16 protein-coding genes are annotated in these 17604 nt (G+C 73.8%); 12 read left to right on the top strand and 4 right to left on the bottom strand.

From position 1 onward, the window contains the following. The first annotated feature begins 7 nt into the window (after positions 1-7). Both G7070_RS02745 and G7070_RS02740 read left to right on the top strand, forming a co-directional pair. Positions 8-616 carry a MarC family protein gene (locus tag G7070_RS02745; protein WP_166231801.1) on the top strand — a complete coding sequence of 203 codons (609 nt, stop codon included), beginning with the start codon at positions 8-10 and terminating at the stop codon, positions 614-616. Positions 617-726: 110 nt separating this feature from the next. Beyond that, the gene (locus G7070_RS02740; RefSeq protein ID WP_246228164.1) at positions 727-1200 is read left to right on the top strand and encodes a GtrA family protein; all 474 of its coding nucleotides are present in this window, start codon (positions 727-729) and stop codon (positions 1198-1200) included. Between the two features lie 34 nt (positions 1201-1234). Here the strand turns inward: G7070_RS02740 and G7070_RS02735 are convergent, their stop codons facing one another. Next, the gene (locus tag G7070_RS02735) at positions 1235-3283 is read right to left on the bottom strand and encodes an elongation factor G (RefSeq protein ID WP_246227253.1); all 2049 of its coding nucleotides are present in this window, start codon (positions 3281-3283) and stop codon (positions 1235-1237) included. A gap of 247 nt (positions 3284-3530) precedes the next feature. Between G7070_RS02735 and rplM the strand changes: the two genes are divergently transcribed. From rplM to G7070_RS02715, 4 genes are read left to right on the top strand one after another with little or no spacing between them, the layout of a single operon-like run. Continuing rightward, a complete protein-coding gene (rplM, locus tag G7070_RS02730; protein WP_166231795.1) occupies positions 3531-3974 on the top strand; it encodes a 50S ribosomal protein L13 in 444 nt (147 codons plus the stop codon). 14 nt (positions 3975-3988) lie between these two features. Continuing rightward, positions 3989-4507 carry a 30S ribosomal protein S9 gene (gene rpsI, locus G7070_RS02725; RefSeq protein ID WP_166231793.1) on the top strand — a complete coding sequence of 173 codons (519 nt, stop codon included), beginning with the start codon at positions 3989-3991 and terminating at the stop codon, positions 4505-4507. Between the two features lie 5 nt (positions 4508-4512). Then, positions 4513-5865, top strand: coding sequence for a phosphoglucosamine mutase (gene glmM, locus G7070_RS02720; RefSeq protein ID WP_166231791.1), 1353 nt, complete (start codon positions 4513-4515; stop codon positions 5863-5865). Next, on the top strand, positions 5862-6641 hold the full coding sequence (locus G7070_RS02715) for a hypothetical protein (RefSeq protein WP_166231789.1): 780 nt from the start codon (positions 5862-5864) through the stop codon (positions 6639-6641). Before glmM ends, G7070_RS02715 begins: the two co-directional genes overlap by 4 nt. 37 nt (positions 6642-6678) lie before the next feature. Here the strand turns inward: G7070_RS02715 and G7070_RS02710 are convergent, their stop codons facing one another. From G7070_RS02710 to coaA, 3 genes are read right to left on the bottom strand one after another with little or no spacing between them, the layout of a single operon-like run. Beyond that, complete coding sequence (locus G7070_RS02710) at positions 6679-9870, bottom strand: DUF7824 domain-containing protein (RefSeq protein ID WP_166231787.1); 3192 nt, start codon at positions 9868-9870, stop codon at positions 6679-6681. Then, a complete protein-coding gene (locus tag G7070_RS02705; RefSeq protein WP_166231785.1) occupies positions 9867-11198 on the bottom strand; it encodes an SWIM zinc finger family protein in 1332 nt (443 codons plus the stop codon). Before G7070_RS02705 ends, G7070_RS02710 begins: the two co-directional genes overlap by 4 nt. A gap of 52 nt (positions 11199-11250) precedes the next feature. Beyond that, positions 11251-12240, bottom strand: a complete 990-nt coding sequence (gene coaA, locus G7070_RS02700) for a type I pantothenate kinase (protein ID WP_166231783.1) — start codon at positions 12238-12240, stop codon at positions 11251-11253. Between coaA and glmS the strand changes: the two genes are divergently transcribed. The 6 genes from glmS to tsaD all read left to right on the top strand — a co-directional run bounded on the left by glmS (position 12239) and on the right by tsaD (position 17600). Continuing rightward, positions 12239-14083 carry a glutamine--fructose-6-phosphate transaminase (isomerizing) gene (glmS, locus tag G7070_RS02695; protein ID WP_166231781.1) on the top strand — a complete coding sequence of 615 codons (1845 nt, stop codon included), beginning with the start codon at positions 12239-12241 and terminating at the stop codon, positions 14081-14083. The genes coaA and glmS overlap by 2 nt on opposite strands. Continuing rightward, positions 14080-14427, top strand: a complete 348-nt coding sequence (locus G7070_RS02690; protein WP_166231779.1) for a holo-ACP synthase — start codon at positions 14080-14082, stop codon at positions 14425-14427. The genes glmS and G7070_RS02690 overlap by 4 nt, the downstream gene beginning before the upstream one ends. A gap of 80 nt (positions 14428-14507) precedes the next feature. Continuing rightward, a complete protein-coding gene (tsaE, locus tag G7070_RS18250) occupies positions 14508-15479 on the top strand; it encodes a tRNA (adenosine(37)-N6)-threonylcarbamoyltransferase complex ATPase subunit type 1 TsaE (RefSeq protein ID WP_246227251.1) in 972 nt (323 codons plus the stop codon). Beyond that, positions 15476-16120 (top strand): tRNA (adenosine(37)-N6)-threonylcarbamoyltransferase complex dimerization subunit type 1 TsaB, encoded by a 645-nt coding sequence (gene tsaB / locus G7070_RS02680; RefSeq protein ID WP_166231777.1) that lies wholly within the window; start codon positions 15476-15478, stop codon positions 16118-16120. Before tsaE ends, tsaB begins: the two co-directional genes overlap by 4 nt. Continuing rightward, positions 16117-16560, top strand: coding sequence for a GNAT family N-acetyltransferase (locus G7070_RS02675; RefSeq protein ID WP_166231775.1), 444 nt, complete (start codon positions 16117-16119; stop codon positions 16558-16560). Before tsaB ends, G7070_RS02675 begins: the two co-directional genes overlap by 4 nt. Further along, on the top strand, positions 16557-17600 hold the full coding sequence (tsaD, locus tag G7070_RS02670) for a tRNA (adenosine(37)-N6)-threonylcarbamoyltransferase complex transferase subunit TsaD (RefSeq protein ID WP_166231774.1): 1044 nt from the start codon (positions 16557-16559) through the stop codon (positions 17598-17600). Before G7070_RS02675 ends, tsaD begins: the two co-directional genes overlap by 4 nt. Positions 17601-17604 lie beyond the last annotated feature (4 nt).

Raw genomic sequence — 17604 nt, 5'->3', positions numbered from 1 at the left:
TTGGCCCGTGTTCGACCCTCAGCTGTTCTTCTCGACGCTGTTGACGCTCTTCGTCATCCTGGATCCTCCCGGCCTGCTCCCGGTGTTCCTGGGGCTCTCCCGGGGCATGTCCGCCGAGGCCCGTCGGGCGTCCGCGCGCAACGCGGCGGTCGTCGCCTTCGGCATCATCAGCGTCTTCGCGGTGTTCGGCCGCTTCATCCTGGACTACCTCCACATCACCATCGAGGCGCTCCAGGTGTCCGGCGGCCTGCTGCTGCTCCTGGTGGCGATGCAGCTCCTCACCGGGGCGGGGGAGAACGAGACCCTGGAGTCCAACACCAACATCGCGATCGTCCCGCTGGGCATCCCGCTGCTGGCCGGCCCCGGCTCGATCGTCGCGATGATGCTGGCCGTGGAGTCGGCGAACGGGAACGTGTGGGGCTACGTGACCGTCGGGCTGGCGCTCGTCGCGGCCATGCTGCTCGTGTGGGTGTTCCTCCGGTACGCCGGGGCGATCAGGCAGGTGCTGCGCGACTCGGGCACCGTGCTGCTGACCCGGATCGCGGGCATGCTGCTGGCGGCGATCGCCGTGCAGATGCTCGCTGACGGCATCATCGCGTTCCTGAGGCAGATATGAGCGTGGAGGCGGGCGCCGAACCGGCGCCGGAAGGGACGATCGTGGGTGCACCCCAGCACGAACCCGGCGACGGGCCCGCGGCCCGGTGGTTCGCGGGCTTCACCTGGCGCCTGCGTGAGGCGCTGCCGGACTGGCTCAAGCGACTGGTCCCCGTCACGTTCATCGGGTACGCGATCATCAACGGCAGCGCGTTCCTGCTGGACATGGGCATCCTGCGGCTGGTCGACGTCGTCGTGCCCGACCACGGCATCCCCTACGGCGTCATCTTCTCGATCGGCTACGGCATCGCCTCGGTCTACGCCTTCGCGCTCAACCGCTGGCTGAACTTCCGCGAGCACGGGGATCTGGGCAAGCAGTCCGGCAAGTACACCTTCGTGATCATCAGCAACTACGTGATCTGGATCCTGGGGTTCGGCTCGCTGCTCGGCGCCCTGAACGTCCCCCTGATGGTCGCGCGCGTCACGGCGGCGTGCATCGAGGGCATCTACATCTACCTGATGCTGCGCCTGTGGGTCTTCCCGCGCGCCAAGCGCCCCGTCGACGACGAGCCCCGGGACGCCGAACCGGGGCCCGTCGCGCCGTAGCGGACGAGCCCCGGGACGAGGTGAGCCGGGGGGACTAGCCGATGAGCTCGTCGGCCAGCGCCGGGGGCAGCAGTTCGTAGCCGTGCGCGGCCCGCGTGAACGACCCCGTGCCGTGCGTCAGGCCGCGCAGGTCGATCGCGTAGCGCGCCAACTCCGACTGCGGCACCAGGGCCTCGATCGTCACCAGCCGGCCCTCGGTGTCGGAGCCCAGCATCTGCCCGCGGCGTCCGGGCAGGTCGGTCATCACCGCGCCCATGTAGTCGTCGCGCACGGTGATGGTCACCTTGTCGATCGGCTCCAGCAGCGCCACGTTGCCCTGGGAGGCCTCCTTGAGCGCGGCCGCGCCGGCCATCTGGAAGGCCATGTCGGAGGAGTCGACCGAGTGGGCCTTCCCGTCGGTGAGGGTCACCTGGACGTCCACCATGGGGTGGCCGGTGGCGACCCCCTTCTCGAGCTGGTGCCGGATGCCCTTCTCGACCGACGGGATGAACTGCCGGGGCACGGCCCCGCCCACCACCTTGTCGACGAACTGGAAGCCCTCGCCGCGCGGCAGGGGGGCGACCTCGATGTTCACCACCGCGTACTGCCCGTGGCCGCCGGACTGCTTCACGTGGCGCCCGATCGCGCTCGCCGGCGCGACGAGCGTCTCGCGGTAGCCGATCCGCACCTCCTCGGGCTCGACGTTGACGCCGTAGGCGTCCTTGAGGCGGTTGAGCAGCAGGTCGGCGTGCGCCTGGCCGGTGGTCCACAGCACCAACTGGTCCCGGACGCCGCGGCTCACGCGCACCGCGGTGTCCTCGAGCGCGAGCCGCTGCAGGGCGACGGCGAGCTTGCCCTCGTCGTTGCGGGTGGCGGCCCGGATCGCGACCGGGTGCAGCGCGGGGGGCGTGCGCCAATTGGGCACCACCACGACGTCGTCGCGGGAGGTGAGCGTGTCACCGGTCTCGGCGGTCGTCAGCTTGGGGATCATCACGATCTCGCCCGCGATCGCCACGCCCTTGGGTTTCAGGTCGGTGCCCACCGCGTGCTGGATCTGGCCGATGCGCTCCTCGTCGTCGTGGTCGGGGCGGACGGCGTCGTCCTCGCCCACGAAGAACGAGCGGTGCCCGCTCACGTGCACCGTGTCGTCGGTCCGGATCGTGCCGGCGAAGATCCGCACCATGGACAGCCGGCCCGCGAACGGGTCGGTCGTGGTGCGGATGACCTGGGCGACGAGCGGACCCTCGGGATCGGTCACGGGGGGCGCTTCGGGGTCGCCGTTGAGCCGGACGGTCTCGGGGTTGGGGTGCAGGCTGGCGGTCGGGAAGCCCTGCTTCATCAGCGACAGCAGTTCCTCCGCGCCCAGGCCGATGCCCTGGACGACCGGGACGACCGGGTACAGGTTCGCGCCCGCCGTCGCCTTCATGAGGTCCTTGAGCAGGTAGTCGCGCCCGGGATCGGTGCCCTCGAGGTAGGAGTCCATCAGGTCGTCGTCCTCGGCCTCCTGGATGAGGCCCTCCATCAGCGGGCCGCGGTGCGGCTCGGCGAGCGCCTCATGGTCGGCGTCCGCCTCGTGCAGCACGGGCGCGCCGCCGCTGTAGTCCCGGAACCGCCGCGAGAGGACGCCGACGGTGCCGTTGATCCCGGTGCCCCGGCCCACGGGCACGTGCGTGGGCAGGACGCCCTCGCCGAACTTGTCCTTGAGTTCCTCCACGACCACGTCGAAGTCGTCGTGGGCGGCGTCCAGCTTGGTCAGCGCGATCACGCGCGGGATGCCGGCGCGCGCACACTCGTCCCACAACGCCTGCGCCGCGGCGTCGACGCCGTCGGCCGCGCTGACGACGAAGATGGCGGCGTCGGCGGCGCGCAGTCCTGCGCGCAACTCGCCGACGAAGTCGGGGTGCCCGGGGGCGTCGAGCAGGTTGACGACCACGTCACCGTTCTCCAGGGACGCCAGGTACAGCTGCGAGAGGCGCTCGGGGGTGTCCTTCTCGCCGCGGTACCCGGGGATGCGCGCGCGCAGCAGCTGCTCGAACAGCGAGGTCTTGCCCGACCCCGCGTTGCCGACGAGCACGACGTTGCGCACGTCATCGGGATGGCTCACGTGAAAGGGTGCGTTGTTCGCCTTTGAACTCATGCACCAACACTGCCACTCCCGCGCCGTTTCGGAGCCGGTTCCCGGCAGATCCTCCCGCGGGCATCGCCCGCCGCGGGTGTCCGCGCTCCTGAGCGCTGATTTGGTGCCTCGGACGCGCGGCGGTAGGATGAGTCGCTGTTGCGCTGGAGTGTGCCCCCGGGTGCCCCGCGCCACCCGCAAGAATGTCTGCTCATCGATGGAAGATTGGTCGTCCGTGTCTACGTACAGCCCTAAGCCTGGCGAGGTCACCAGGAACTGGCATGTGATTGATGCCTCCGACGTCGTGCTGGGTCGTCTCGCGACGACCGTCGCGACGCTGCTCCGCGGCAAGCACAAGGCCACCTTTGCGCCTCACGTCGACACCGGCGACTTCGTCGTGGTCGTCAACGCCGACAAGATCGCCCTCTCGGGCAACAAGGCCACCACCAAGATGGCCTACCGGCACTCGGGCCGCCCGGGTGGCCTGAAGGCCGTGCCGTACGGCGAACTGCTGGAGAAGGATCCCCGGCAGGCCGTCGAGCGCGCCGTCTGGGGCATGCTCCCCAAGAACAAGCTGAGCCGTCAGCAGCTCAAGAAGCTCAAGGTCTACGGCGGCCCTGAGCACCCGCACGCCGCGCAGCAGCCGCAGGCGTACGAGATCACGAAGATCGCTCAGTGACCCAAGGAAACAACGTGACCGACAACGCCACCGAAGAAGTCATCGACGAGACCGCGACGTTCACCGACGGTGAGAATCGCGAGATCATGTACCGCGCCGAGGGCACGCCCTCCTCGGCGGCGCCGGGCGTCCGCCCCGCCGTCGTCGCGCCGGGTGCCGCGACCGGCCGCCGCAAGGAGGCCATCGCCCGCGTCCGGCTCGTGCCGGGCACCGGTGAGTTCAAGATCAACGGCCGTTCGCTGGAGGAGTACTTCCCGAACAAGCTGCACCAGCAGACCGTGAACGAGCCCTTCGTGACCGCGGCCGTCGAGGGCTCCTACGACGTGATCGCCAAGATCATCGGCGGCGGCGTCACCGGCCAGGCCGGCGCGCTGCGCCTGGGCATCGCCCGTGCGCTGAACGCGATCGACGCCGAGGCGAGCCGCCCCGCGCTGAAGAAGGCCGGCTTCCTCACCCGCGACGCCCGCGTCAAGGAGCGCAAGAAGGCTGGTCTGAAGAAGGCCCGCAAGGCTCCGCAGTACAGCAAGCGCTGACGCCCGTGCCACGGCTCTTCGGTACCGATGGGGTCCGGGGCAGGGCGAACGTCGACCTCACCGCAGAGCTCGCTCTCGAGCTCTCGGTGGCGGCGGCGCACGTGCTCGGTGAAACCGGGCAGTTCGAGGGTCACCGTCCGGTGGCCCTCGTTGCGCGTGATCCCCGGGCCTCCGGCGAGTTCCTCGAGGCGGCCGTCGTGGCCGGCCTCGCGTCGGCGGGCGTCGACGTCGTCAAGGTGGGCGTCGTGCCCACCCCGGCTGCGGCCTTCCTGGTCAACCACCTGAACGCCGACCTGGGCGTGATGCTGTCGGCGAGCCACAACCCGATGCCCGACAACGGCATCAAGTTCTTCGCGCGCGGCGGGGTCAAGCTCGACGACTACCTCGAGGACATGATCGAGGCCCGCCTGGACGCCGAATGGACGCGCCCCACCGGCGCGCAGGTCGGCCGCGTGGTCGATCAGCCGGACGCCGTGGACCACTACGTCGCCCACCTCGTCGCCTCGCTGGGCGAGCCGGGGCGCCTGGCGGGCCTGAAGGTGGTCCTCGACTGCGCCAACGGCGCGGCCTTCCACACCGGCCCGGACGCGTTCGCGCGCTCCGGCGCCGAGGTGACGACGATCCACGCCGGGCCCGACGGCCTCAACATCAACGAGAACTGCGGCTCGACCCACATGGACGACCTGCGGCGCGCCGTGGTGGAGAACGGGGCCGACGTCGGCTTCGCCTTCGACGGGGACGCCGACCGCTGCCTGGCCGTGGACGCCGCGGGAGAACTGATCGACGGCGACCAGATCCTCGCGATCCTGGCGCTGGCGCTCAAGCAGACCGGCGCGCTGCACGTGAACACCGTGGTGGCCACCGTGATGAGCAACCTCGGCTTCTTCCAGGCGATGAAGGCGCACGGCATCGCGGTCGACCAGACCAAGGTCGGCGACCGCTACGTCCTGGAGTCGATGAACAACAACGGGTTCGCTCTCGGCGGTGAGCAGTCCGGGCACGTCATCATGAGTGAGTTCGCCACCACCGGCGACGGCGTCCTCACGGCGCTGCACGTGGCCGCCCAGATGGTCGCGACGGGCCGTTCGCTGGCCGAGCTCGGGGCCGTGATGACCCGGCTGCCGCAGGTGATGATCAACGTTTCGGGCGTCAACAAGGCCCGCGCCGGCATCGACCCCGAGGTCAACTCGGCGGTCACGGCCGCCGGGCGCGAGCTCGGCGAGGCCGGACGGGTGCTGCTGCGTCCCTCGGGCACCGAGCCCCTCGTGCGGGTCATGGTCGAGGCCGACACCGGCGAACGCGCCCAGCAGATCGCCGAGCGGCTCGCCGCCGTGGTCAAGGAACGTCTCTCGCTGTGAGCCGGCCGCGGCCCAGCGCCGCGACCCTCGCGGCGGGCCTGACCGGCGCCGTCGCGTGCTGCTTCATCCTCACCAGCGCGCTGGTGGCCATCCTGCCGCAGTTCCGGTTCGAGTCGCAGGTGCCCGCCGTCCTGCCGCTGTTCGCCTGGGCCGGGGCCCTCGGCGTGGACGGCGTCGCCGCCCACCTGGGCCGGATCAAGCGGCCGTGGCGGGAGTCCTACGGCGTGTTCTCCGTGCTCCCGTTCCTCGGCCTGCACCTGGTCGCGCTGGCCGTCCCGGACCTGCCGATCCCCGCGTGGGTCGCGGTCCTGGTGGCCGCCTGCGTGGCCGTCCCCTTCGTGCTGGTCGCGCGGCGGGACGACGCGGGCCTGGTCCCGCCCGCGCCCGAGGCGTCCGACGCGCGGAGCCGTCGCGGCACGGCGCTGGTGGGCGTGGCCCTGGCGCTGCTGGCCTACGCCGCCAGCGGCCCGCTGATCACCGCCGCCACGGCCGGGGTGCTGACCGCGGTCGCGCTCGGCGTCGCCGCGCTGCGCACCGGCGGCCTGGCCCGGGCCGGACGCGCCTGGGATGCGCGGCAGTGGGCCGCCGCCGCGTGGGGCAGCCTGGTGGTCTGGGTCTGCGTGATCCTGCACGGCACCACCCCGTGGCTGATCTCGCTGTGGGCCGACCTGCTCGCCATGCTGCTCGCGGCCGTCCCCCTGATCTTGGCCTCGGGCGTGCGCCCGCCCGCCGCGCTGCGGGCGCGGCTGCGCCGCCCGGACCGCTCCGCGTCCTGACCCGACGCGGCCGTCGACGGACCGCTTCGACGGCCGGTTACAGCCCCAACGCCTGCCGCAGTTCGCGCGCCTTCCGCAGGGCGGCCGTCTGCCCGGGGCGATCGGCCAGCGTACCCAGGCCCGGCCAGGCGGCGTCCTCGGCGGGGATCAGGCCGCGCCGGGACGCCTCGGCCAGCGTGTCGGCGTGCCGCAGGGCGGCGTCCAGGATCCGGTTCAGCCAGTGCGGGGGCTTGTCGTGGGTCGCGGCGTGCCGGACGGACTGGGTCAGCACCGGCCAGAAGGCCGGAAGCAGCGCGGGGTCGGCGTCCAGGGCGGCGACGATCTTGGCGGGGCTGACGTCGGGGGAGTCGGCCAGCAGCGCCGCCATGGCCAGCCGCACCGAGCCGGTGCCCAGACCCGTGGCCACCTCGCGGGCGGTATACACGTCCTGCTCCTGGCACAGGCCCACGAGCGTGACCGCCGCCATCGCCACCGTGAGCGGCGGGACCGGCCCGGCGAGCCGCAGCGGGTTGTCGTTCCCCTCGGTCCGGTTGCGGTGCGGGGACGCCGCGAGGACGGCGGCGTCGGCGTCCCACCACAGCCACCGCGTGGCGCCGGTGGCGGCGTCGTCGGCCTGGCACTGGCCCTCCACCTCCAGATCGTAGAACCAGCGCTTGGCGACCCGGAAGGAACCGACCGGGGCGGCGATCTGCACCACCAGCATCCGGCGGGGGCCGGGGCCCCAGCGGGCGCTCACGCGCGCCCCGTCGGGGACGGTGGGGGCTGACCCCACGCCCTCCGGCCACGCCTGCTCGAAGGGGATGGCCGGCTCGGGCTCCGGCTCGGGCGGCGGGGAGACGGCCGCCGGGAGATCCGCCACCATCGCGCGGGCCGCCGTCACCGCGCGCGACGAGCCCGACCGCTCGGCCAGCCGGCGCAGCCCGGGCAGGTCCCACACCGCCGCGTCCGCGTGCCCGGCGGACACCGCCGCCCGCACCTCGGGCGCCAGGGCGGCCAGGGCGTCGACCACCTCGGCCGTGCCGGGCTGCAGCCGCTGCGCCAGAACCGATCCGAGCGCGAGCGCGTCCAGGGCGCCCCAGACCACCGAGGCCAGGCCGAGCTGGGCGGTGTCCTGCCAGGCCAGCGCCAGGGATGCCAGCGCCGTCGGCGGTTCGGCGAGGAGGGCGGCGTCCGCGGCCCCGGGGAGCAGCAGCCCGCGCTCGAACGCTTCCAGCGCCGCCTGGGCGGCGCCGTCGGGGTCCGCGTCGAGCAGGTCGCGCTGCGCGGTGAGCAGGTCGGCGGCGTGCATGTCGGACAGCGGCGCCGCGCGCCGGGCGAGTTGGCGCAGCGCCGTGCCCGTCGGGATGCCGTCGTCGCCCGACGAGAAGGCCCGAGCCCAGGCCGGGTGGACGCCCTGCTCCACGCCCGACCAGCCGCCCCCCAGCCGCGGCGGAAAGGCCGCGAGGCTGGCCGGCTTGACCACCTGGCCGTGGCCGTCGGCGCTTCCCGTGGGGCTGGGTGCGGGCTCCAGCACCGGATCGAGTGTGTAGGCCGCCAGCGTCGGGCCGGCGGACGCGGCGATCGGGCCCCGCGAGCCGAGGACGGGCACGTCGAGGTCGCGCCAGGCGGCCCGGTGCGCGTCGGTGACGGCGGGCAGGTCGAGCCGGGTGGCGGCCAGCACCAGGTCGGCCTCGGCGACCGCCACGCCGGCGACGGCGTACCGGGCGAGGCGTTCGGTGAGGGCGTCGGGCAGGACGCTGAGGTCGTCCCGGCTCGGCGTGGACAGCAGCACCGGGAGCTCGCCCAGCCGCTCGGCGAGCTGGGCGTCGCGGGCTCGGATCAGGCCGAGGTGGACGTCGGTCGTCTGCCACTCGGACTCGCCGGCCAGCCGGTCGGCGAACGCGCAGGGCTCGCCGCGCACCCAGCTGGCGGCCGCGCCCAGGGCGATCCGCCACTCCTGCTTCACCCCGCGCAGGGCTGCGCGGGCCGCCTCGGCGTCGGCGTGGGCGACCGCGACCGCCAGGGCCCAGAACCGCTCCACCTCGACGTCGGGCACGGCGGTGGACGCCCGCCCGGTCAGGGTCGCGGCCGCGTCGGTGAGCGCGCCGGGGGTGGCCTCGGGCACCCGGAACGCGGGGACCGTCCACAGCGGCGGCGTCGGCCGCCACGCCCCGGTGACCGGCGCCGGTCCGGGGGCCACCGGTGCGGCGTCCAGCCCCCAGGACGCGGCGAGCGCGGCGGCGGCGCGGGCGACGCCCCGGTCGGTGTCCGCGGCCTGGCCGGCCACGACGTCGGCCACCAGTTCGGCGCCCGCCGGACGGGGACGGGACGCCGCCGCCTCCAGCACGGCGCGGCGGGTCTTCTTGGTCTTGGCCGCCAGCGCGACGAGCACCACGTCCACGGCGGTCGCGTCGTCCCCGGCCAGCAGGATCGGGGTCAGCCGCTCGATGAGCGCGGCGTCGCCGAAGCCGAGCAGCGGGACGAGGGCGTCCGCGCGCTCCAGCAGGTCGGCGTCGGTGACGCCCAGGCCGGCCAGGGTGTCCAGCCAGGTGATCCGGTCGCTGGGCCGCGCGGAGGCGTCCAGGCCGCCGAAGCTCAGCTCGACGGCCTCGTCGCGCTCCAGCAGGCCCAACTCGACGCCGCGGCCCAGCACGAGCGCGATCGGCCCGGCCTCGGGGGAGCCGGCCGCCGGCACCCCGGCGGCGATGGCGGCCCGGACGTGGTCGGCGAACCGCCAGCGGGCTAGATCCTTGCCGCCGGCGTTGTGGATCAACGCCCTCTCGGCGAGCCGGGTCCACGCGCGCAGGTAGGCCCGGCCGGTGGGCGGTTCCTCGTCGCCGGGTACCAGCAGGCGCAGCGCGGCCTGCACCGTCCAGGGCTGGCCGCCGTCGCCGGGGAACAGGGCGCGGGCGACCGCGCCCGGGTTGCCGGCCTCGAAGACCGCGGCGAGGGCCTGGTCGAGGCCCGTCGTGCGGACGTCGCGCAGCAGTTGGGCGGCACGCCGGGCGGAGACGCCCTGGCGCAGCGCGAACACGAGGAACAGTTTGCCGTCGACCCCGATCGCCGACACCCAGGCGTACCGGTTCGGGCCGACCTCGCCGAACGCGCCCCAGACGCCCTTGGCCACGCCCTTCCTGGCGACGGCGCGCTGCTCGGGGGTGCCCAGCGGCAGCTCGAGCGCCCGGCTCAGGTCGGCGTCGGCCCAGCCCAGCTCGCGGAACACGGCGACGGCGTCGGCGAGGGCGGTCATCGGGCCTCCTGGTCGAAGATCTGGGCGGCCAGCACGTGCTTGCACGGGCCGCGGGTGCCGCGGTGCGACAGGTACCAGGTGCAGGCGCAGCGGTCGCCGTCGGCCTCCCGGCGGACCAGGTAGTCGCCCTCGGACGCCCCCGCGACCTGCCAGGTGCCGGGCTCGGCGCCGGTCCGCACCCCGCCGGCGGCCACGAGGCGGCGGGCGGCGACCAGCCGCGGATTGTCGCGGGTGACCCGGTCGGGGGCGTCGGGCAGTTCGCGGTGGAACCAGGCCTCCTCGTGTCCGTCCCAGCCGACCCGGCCCGAGGACGCCAGCACCGCCAGGGCGTCGCGGACGGCGTCCGGGGTGAGGTCGGCGTCCCGGGCGAGCCGGGCGACGTCGATCCGGGGCTCGAAGGACAGCAGCGCTGAGACCAGGGCGGCGTCCTCGAGCGCCGTCGGGGACGCGAGGGCGTCCAGCAGGGCGCCCTCCCCGGAGAAGCCGCGGGTGGCGCCGGCGGTGAGCACCAGCGTGAGCCGGGCCGCGGGCAGGTGCACCTCGACCGCGGAGGCGCCCTCGCCGCCGCCGGCGGGGCCGTACAGGGTGAGGCCCTGCACGTGCGGCAGCATCCGCTTCAGCCCCGACAGCCGGTGCGTCCCGGCCAGGAAGACGGCCGGGCCCGACGGCCGCGCCGCGACCCGCAGCCCGGTGCGCGTCCGGGTCACCCAGCCGCCGCGGGTCGCGGCGGTGGCGGCGGGCAGCGCGGCGATGAAGGCGCGCGCCGCGGCGGCGTCCACCGTGAGCACGGGCACCAGGCCGTGCAGGATCTCGGCGGTGTTGCCCAGCGAACGCACCCAGCGATCGGGCATGTCGACCGGCCGCTCGACCGCGGTGCGCTCCGGGCTGGACACGGCCAGCCCCTCGCTCCCGACGTCGACGTGCAGCAGGTCGGAGCGACCCACCCGGGACAGGGCCGTCCGGGTGTGCAGGCCGATGTCGACGTTGGTGGTGCCGTGCCCGATCTCGCCGCCGTCGAAGCCGGCCCCGAGCAGGTCCAGCCGGGCGTGCACCCCCGCGCAGGCGGAGAACACCTCGGCGCGCAGCCGATCGCCGTGCGCGGTGAGCACGGGGTCGCGCATCGAGCTGGTGCCCAGCGGGAAGTAGCGGGCGGCGGTGATGTCGGCCAGCGTGACCAGGCCGCGCGCCAGCACGAGGGGGTGGGTCGCGAACCCGTGGAAGAACGACGGGGATGCGACCGGCCCGTTGGGGGTGAGTGCCGGGGCGAGGGCCAGGCTGAGGCCCGCCTCGTCCAGCACGGACGCCTGGTGATAACCGCGTTCCGTCATGGCGGGAGCCTAGCGGCCGCCCCCGACGCCCCGGCGGGGTCTCGGCGCCGGATCAGATCTTGCGGATGCGGATCCACTCGATGTCGTGCTGGGCGTTCTTGCGCAGGATCGCGGTGGCGCGGCCGCGGGTGGGCAGGATGTTCTCGCGCAGGTTGGGGGCGTTGATGGTGTCCCACACCTCGGTGCCGTAGGCCAGGGCGTCGGCGTCCGACAGGGCGGCCACCTTCGCGAAGTAGGAGCGCGGGTCCCGGAAGGCGGTCTCGCGCAGCTTGAGGAACCGCTCGAGGTACCAGGCGCGCAGGTCGTCCTCGGAGGCGTCCACGTAGACCGAGAAGTCGAAGAAGTCGCTGACCGCCAGCGAGGTGTCGGAGTCCGAGCGCAGCCGGGCGGGCTGCAGCACGTTGAGGCCCTCGATGATCAGGATGTCGGGGTGGCTCACCACGATCTTCTCGCCGGGCACGATGTCGTAGACGAGGTGGCTGTACACCGGCGCCTCCACCACGGGCGCGCCCGACTTCACGTCCATCACGAACTTCAGCAGCGCCTGCCGGTCGTAGCTCTCGGGGAAGCCCTTGCGGTTCATGATGCCGCGCCGCTCCAGCTCCGCATTGGGGTGCAGGAAGCCGTCGGTGGTCACCAGGTCCACCCGCGGGTGCCCCGGCAGCTGGGACAGCAACTCGACCAGCAGCCGGCTGGTGGTGGACTTGCCCACCGCGACCGAGCCGGCGACGCCGATCACGAACGGGGTGCGGCGCTCCGAGACCTCCAGGAAGTCGTGCGTGCTGCTGTAGAGGTGGCCGGTGTACTCCACGTAGAGGTGGATGAGCTCGGTCAGCGGCAGGTACACCTCGCGTACCTGCGCCAGGTCGATGGTGTCCAGCCGGGACCGGACGCGCTCGAGCGTCTCCTCGGTGAGCGCCACCGGCATCTGCGTCGCGAGATCGGCCCACACGGCCCGCTCGGCGAGCACGTAGGGGCCGTATTCATCCACGACGCCCTCGCCTCGCTCGGCGTGGGGGGCGGCCGGTACGCTGAATCCCATGTGCGGAATTATCGGGTATGTCGGGCCGAGGAACGCGCAGAACGTCCTGGTGGACGCGCTGCGCCGCATGGAATACCGCGGTTACGACTCCGCAGGGATCGCGGTCGAGGCGGATGACGGGCTGGTCTGGCGCAAGAAGGCGGGCAAGCTGACGAACCTCGAGGCCGAGCTGGCGGAGCACCCCGTCCCCGAGTCCCACCTCGGCATCGGGCACACCCGGTGGGCCACGCACGGCGCGCCCACCGACGCCAACGCCCACCCGCACGTCTCCGCGGACGGCCGGGTGGCGCTCATCCACAACGGCATCATCGAGAACTTCGCGCCGCTGCGCGCCGAACTCGAGGCCCAGGGCGTCGCGTTCCTGTCCCAGACGGACTCCGAGGTCGCGGCCCAGCTGGTCGCCCGCGAGATCGCCGGCGGCGCGGGCCTGGCCGACGCGATGCGCGCGGTCAGCCGCCGCCTGGAGGGCGCCTTCACGCTGGTCGCCATCGACGCCCACGACCCCGACCTGCTGGTGGCCTCGCGCCGCAACAGCCCGCTGGTGATGGGCGTGGGGGAGGGCGAGATGTTCGTCGCCTCCGACGTGGCGGCCTTCATCGAGTTCACCCGCGAGGCCGTCGAGATGGGCCAGGACGTCGTCGTCGAGGTCCGCCGCGACGGCTGGCGCGGCACCGACTTCGAGGGCAACGAGGTCGAGGGCAAGCCCTACCACGTCGACTGGGACCTGTCGGCGGCCGAGAAGGGCGGCTACGACTGGTTCATGCGCAAGGAGATCTACGAGCAGCCGCAGGCCGTGTCCGACACGCTGCTGGGCCGCTTCGACGCCGACCGCCAGCTCACCCTGGACGAGATCCGGATCGCGCCCGCCGAACTGCGCAGCATCGACAAGATCGTCATCGTCGCCTGCGGCACCGCCTACTACGCCGGCCTGGTCGCCAAGTACGCCATCGAGCACTGGACGCGCGTCCCCTGCGAGGTCGAGATCGCCTCGGAGTTCCGCTACCGCGACCCGATCATCACCCCGCGCACGCTGGTCGTGACGATCTCGCAGTCGGGCGAGACCGCCGACACGCTGATGGCCGTGCGGCACGCCCGCGAGCAGGGCGCCAAGGTGATCGCGATCTGCAACACCAACGGGTCCACCATCCCGCGCGAGTCCGACGCCGTCATCTACACGCACGCCGGCCCCGAGATCGGGGTGGCGTCCACCAAGGGCTTCCTGACCCAGGTGACCGCCTGCTACCTGCTGGGGCTCTACCTGGCGCAGGTGCGCGGCACCAAGTTCGGCGACGAGATCGCCACGATCATGGCCGAGCTCGAGACGATGCCGGCCAAGATCCAGCAGGTGCTGGACGGCACCGAGGACCTGCACGCGCTGGCCCGCGAACTGCACCAGGTGCCGTCGGTGCTCTTCCTGGGGCGGCACGTCGGCTACCCGGTCGCGCTCGAGGGGGCCCTCAAGCTCAAGGAGATCGCCTACCTGCACGCCGAGGGCTTCCCCGCCGGCGAGCTCAAGCACGGCCCGATCGCGCTGGTCGAGGAGGGCATCCCGGTCTTCGTCGTCGTGCCGCCGCAGGGCCGCGACCAGCTGCACGACAAGGTGATCTCCAACATCCAGGAGGTGCGGGCCCGCGGGGCGCGCACCATCGTGCTGGTGGAGGAGGGCGACGCCGAGGTGGAGCCCTACGCCGACAAGCTGATCCGGCTGCCGAAGGCGTCCACGCTGCTGCAGCCGCTGCTGGCGACCGTCCCGCTGCAGATCTTCGCCTGCGAGGTGGCGACCCTGCTGGGCCACGACGTGGACCAGCCGCGCAACCTCGCCAAGTCGGTCACCGTCGAGTGATCCTCGGGATCGGGGTCGACGTGTGCTCGGTCGACCGGATCAGCCAGGCGCGCGCCCGCCCCGGCTTCACCGACCGCGTCTTCACCCTGGCCGAGCAGGACGGCAGCGACCAGACCATGGCCGGCCGGTTCGCCGCCAAGGAGGCCCTGGCCAAGGCGCTGGGCGCCCCGGCGGGCCTGCGCTGGAGCGACTGCGAGGTGCTGGCCGACGAGACCGGGCGGCCGTCCCTGGTGGTCACCGGGACGGTGGCCGACCGGGTGGAGGAACTCGGGGTCTCCCGGCTCCACGTCTCCATCAGCCACGACGCCGGGGTGGCCGTCGCGATGGTGGTCGTCGAGGGCTGACCCCGCTGGGTCCTCTCCCGAGGCGGGAGTAGACTGGCGGGCGCGCTTTCCGCGCTCCCCCTTTTCTGGAACAGGTGCCCATGTCCCACGCCGTCCGCGAACTCGCCGCCGCCCTGCTGCCCGACGGACGCGAGCTCACCGTGCGGCTCGCGGACGCCTCGGACGCGGCCACCCTGCTGGCCGTCTCGCACGCGGCCTTCGCCGCGCGTCCGGTGCACGGCGCGCCGGCCGCGGCGCTGTCGGACGACGAGGCGGCCGTCGGGGCGCGGCTGGCCGCCGGCACGGGCTACGTCGCCGAGGTCGACGGCGAGGCCGTCGGCGGTGCCGTGGTCGTGCCCCTGGAGGGCGAGCCGTGCCTGACCCGCGTCGGCGTGGTGCCCGCGCTCCGCGGGCAGGGTGTCGCGACCTTCCTGGTCGAGGTGATCGGGGAGCACCGCGCCGACCTGGGCGAACCCGAGCTCACCTTGCTGGCCCGCGCCGACCACCCCGACGTGGTGGAGCGCTGGCGCCGCGTCGGCTTCGCCACCGACGGGGAGCGGGCCGGGCACCTCCTGCTGCGCCGCCCCCTGCCGCTCGTCGCCCGCGCCGCCGACGCCGACGCCATGCGGACGCTCGGCCGCCGCCTGGCGGGGCTGCTGCGCGCCGGCGACCTGATCATCGCCTCGGGCGAACTCGGCGCCGGGAAGACCACCTTCACCCAGGGGCTCGGCGCCGGCCTCGACGTCGACGGGCCGATCATCTCGCCCACCTTCGTGCTCGCCCGGATCCACCCGCCGCGAACCGGGGGGCCGACGCTCGTGCACGTGGACGCCTACCGGCTCGGCGACGCCGCCGAACTCGAGGACCTCGACCTGGAGGAGTCCCTGGCCGACTCGGTCACCCTCGTGGAGTGGGGGACCGGCGTGGCCGAGGGACTGGCGTCCGACCGGCTGGACGTGGACATCCGCCGCGGCACCGACCCCGACGACGAGACCCGCTGGGTCTTCGTGACCCCGCACGGCGACCGCTGGGACCGCGCCCGGCTCGCCGCCGCCCTGGAGGAGGACGCATGACCCTGATCCTGACGCTCGACACCTCGACGGTGGTCGAGGCGGCGCTGGTCGCCGACGGCGTGATCCTCGCCGCCGGGCGCGTCGACGACGCCCGCGCGCACGCCGAGGAACTCGCGCCGCTCGTGCAGCGCGTCCTGGGCGAGGCCGGGCACGCGCTGTCCGACCTGACCGGCATCGTCGTTGGCGTCGGGCCCGGCCCGTTCACCGGGTTGCGGGTCGGCGTCGCGACTGGGACGACGCTCGCCGAGGTGCTCGGCATCCCGGTCACCGGCGCCTGCTCGCTGGACGCCGTCGCCGCAGCCTGGGCCGCCCGGGGCGCCCCCGAGGACTTCGTCGTCGTCTCCGACGCCCGCCGCAAGGAGGTGTACTGGGCGCGCTACGACGCATTCGGACGCCGCGGCGACGGCCCGCACGTCACGGCGCCCGCGGACGTCCCGGCGCTGCCGCTGGCCGGCCCCGGCGCCCACCTGGTCGGCGAACCGTCCGGCCCGACCACCCTGGACGCCGCCTGGCTCGCCGTGACCCCGCTGCCGGACGCCGGGCTGGAGCCGCTGTACCTGCGCCGCCCGGACGCCGAGGTCTCCACGGCCCGCAAGTCCGCGCTGCCGCGGGCCCGGGTCAGCCTGAGCAGGACGCGATGAGCCCGCTCGCCGCGCGCCCGGAGGACGCCGCCGCGATCGCCGCGCTCGAGGACGCCTTCCCGACCGGCCGCTGGAGCGAGCACGCGTGGTCCGAGGAGATCGGCTCGCCGCGCGCGTGCGTCCTGATCGAACCGGGCGCGACCGGGCCCGCCGGCGTCATCGCGTTCAGCGTGGCCGGCGACACCGCCGACCTCAACCGTGTGATCGTCGCGCCCGACGCCCGCCGCGCCGGGGTCGCCCGGCGCCTGGTGCTGGCGGGGCTGACCTGGGCCGCCGAGGCGGGCGCGTCCCAGGTGATGCTCGAGGTCGAGGCCGACAACGCGGCCGCCCGCGCGCTGTACGACCACGTGGGCTTCGTCGCGCTGGCGACGCGCGCCAACTACTACGGGCCCGGGCGCGACGCCCTGGTCATGGCACTACCGCTGGGAGGTGCGGCATGAGCGAGCCGCTGGTGATCGGGATCGAGTCGAGCTGCGACGAGACGGGCGTGGCGATCGTCCGGGGGACCGAACTGCTGGCCAACGAGGTGGCCAGCTCGGTGGAGCAGCACGTGCGCTTCGGCGGCGTGGTGCCCGAGGTGGCCTCCCGCGCCCACCTGCAGGCCATCGTCCCGGCGCTGCGGCGCGCCACCGAGGCGGCTGGGGTCGACCTGGCCGACGTGGACGGCATCTGCGTCACCGCCGGTCCGGGGCTCATGGGCGCGCTCGTGGTGGGCCTGTCGGCCGCCAAGGCGTTGGCGATCGCGCTGGACAAGCCGTTGTACGGGCTCAACCACCTCGTCGGCCACGTCGCGGTGGACCTGCTCGACCACGGGCCGCTGCCCGAGCGCTTCGGCGCGCTGCTCGTCTCCGGCGGCCACACCTCCCTGCTGGTCGTCGACGACATCACCGGCGCGATCACCGAGGTGGGCTCGACGATCGACGACGCCGCGGGCGAGGCCTACGACAAGGTGGCCCGCCTGCTGGGCATGGGCTACCCCGGCGGTCCGCTGATCGACCGGGCGGCCGCCGACGGCGACCCCACCGCGATCGCCTTCCCGCGCGGCCTCACCAGCCGCAAGGACCTGGCCCGGCACCGCTTCGACTTCTCGTTCTCCGGCCTCAAGACCGCCGTGTCGCGTTGGGTCGAGACCCGGGAGCTCGCCGGCGAGGAGATCCCGGTGGCCGACGTGTGCGCGTCCTTCCAGGAGGCCGTCTGCGACGTGCTGACGGCCAAGGCCATGGACATGTGCGACCACTACGGGCTCGACACGATCCTGCTGGGCGGCGGCGTCGCGGCCAACTCCCGCCTCCGTGGCCTGCTGCAGGAGCGCGCGGACGCCGCGGGCGTCACCGTGCGGCGTCCCCGGCCCGGGCTGTGCACCGACAACGGCGCCATGATGGCGGCCCTGGGCGCGGAGGTGATCCGGCGCGGCCGGCCCGCCAGCAGCCTGGGGATCGGCGCGAACTCCGGGCTGCCCGTCTCGACCGTCGTCGTCTGAGGCG

The sequence above is a fragment of the Propioniciclava coleopterorum genome, assembly GCF_011393335.1.
GTDB classification, from domain to species: domain Bacteria; phylum Actinomycetota; class Actinomycetes; order Propionibacteriales; family Propionibacteriaceae; genus Propioniciclava; species Propioniciclava coleopterorum.
This window is presented reverse-complemented; position numbering and strand designations above follow the sequence as displayed.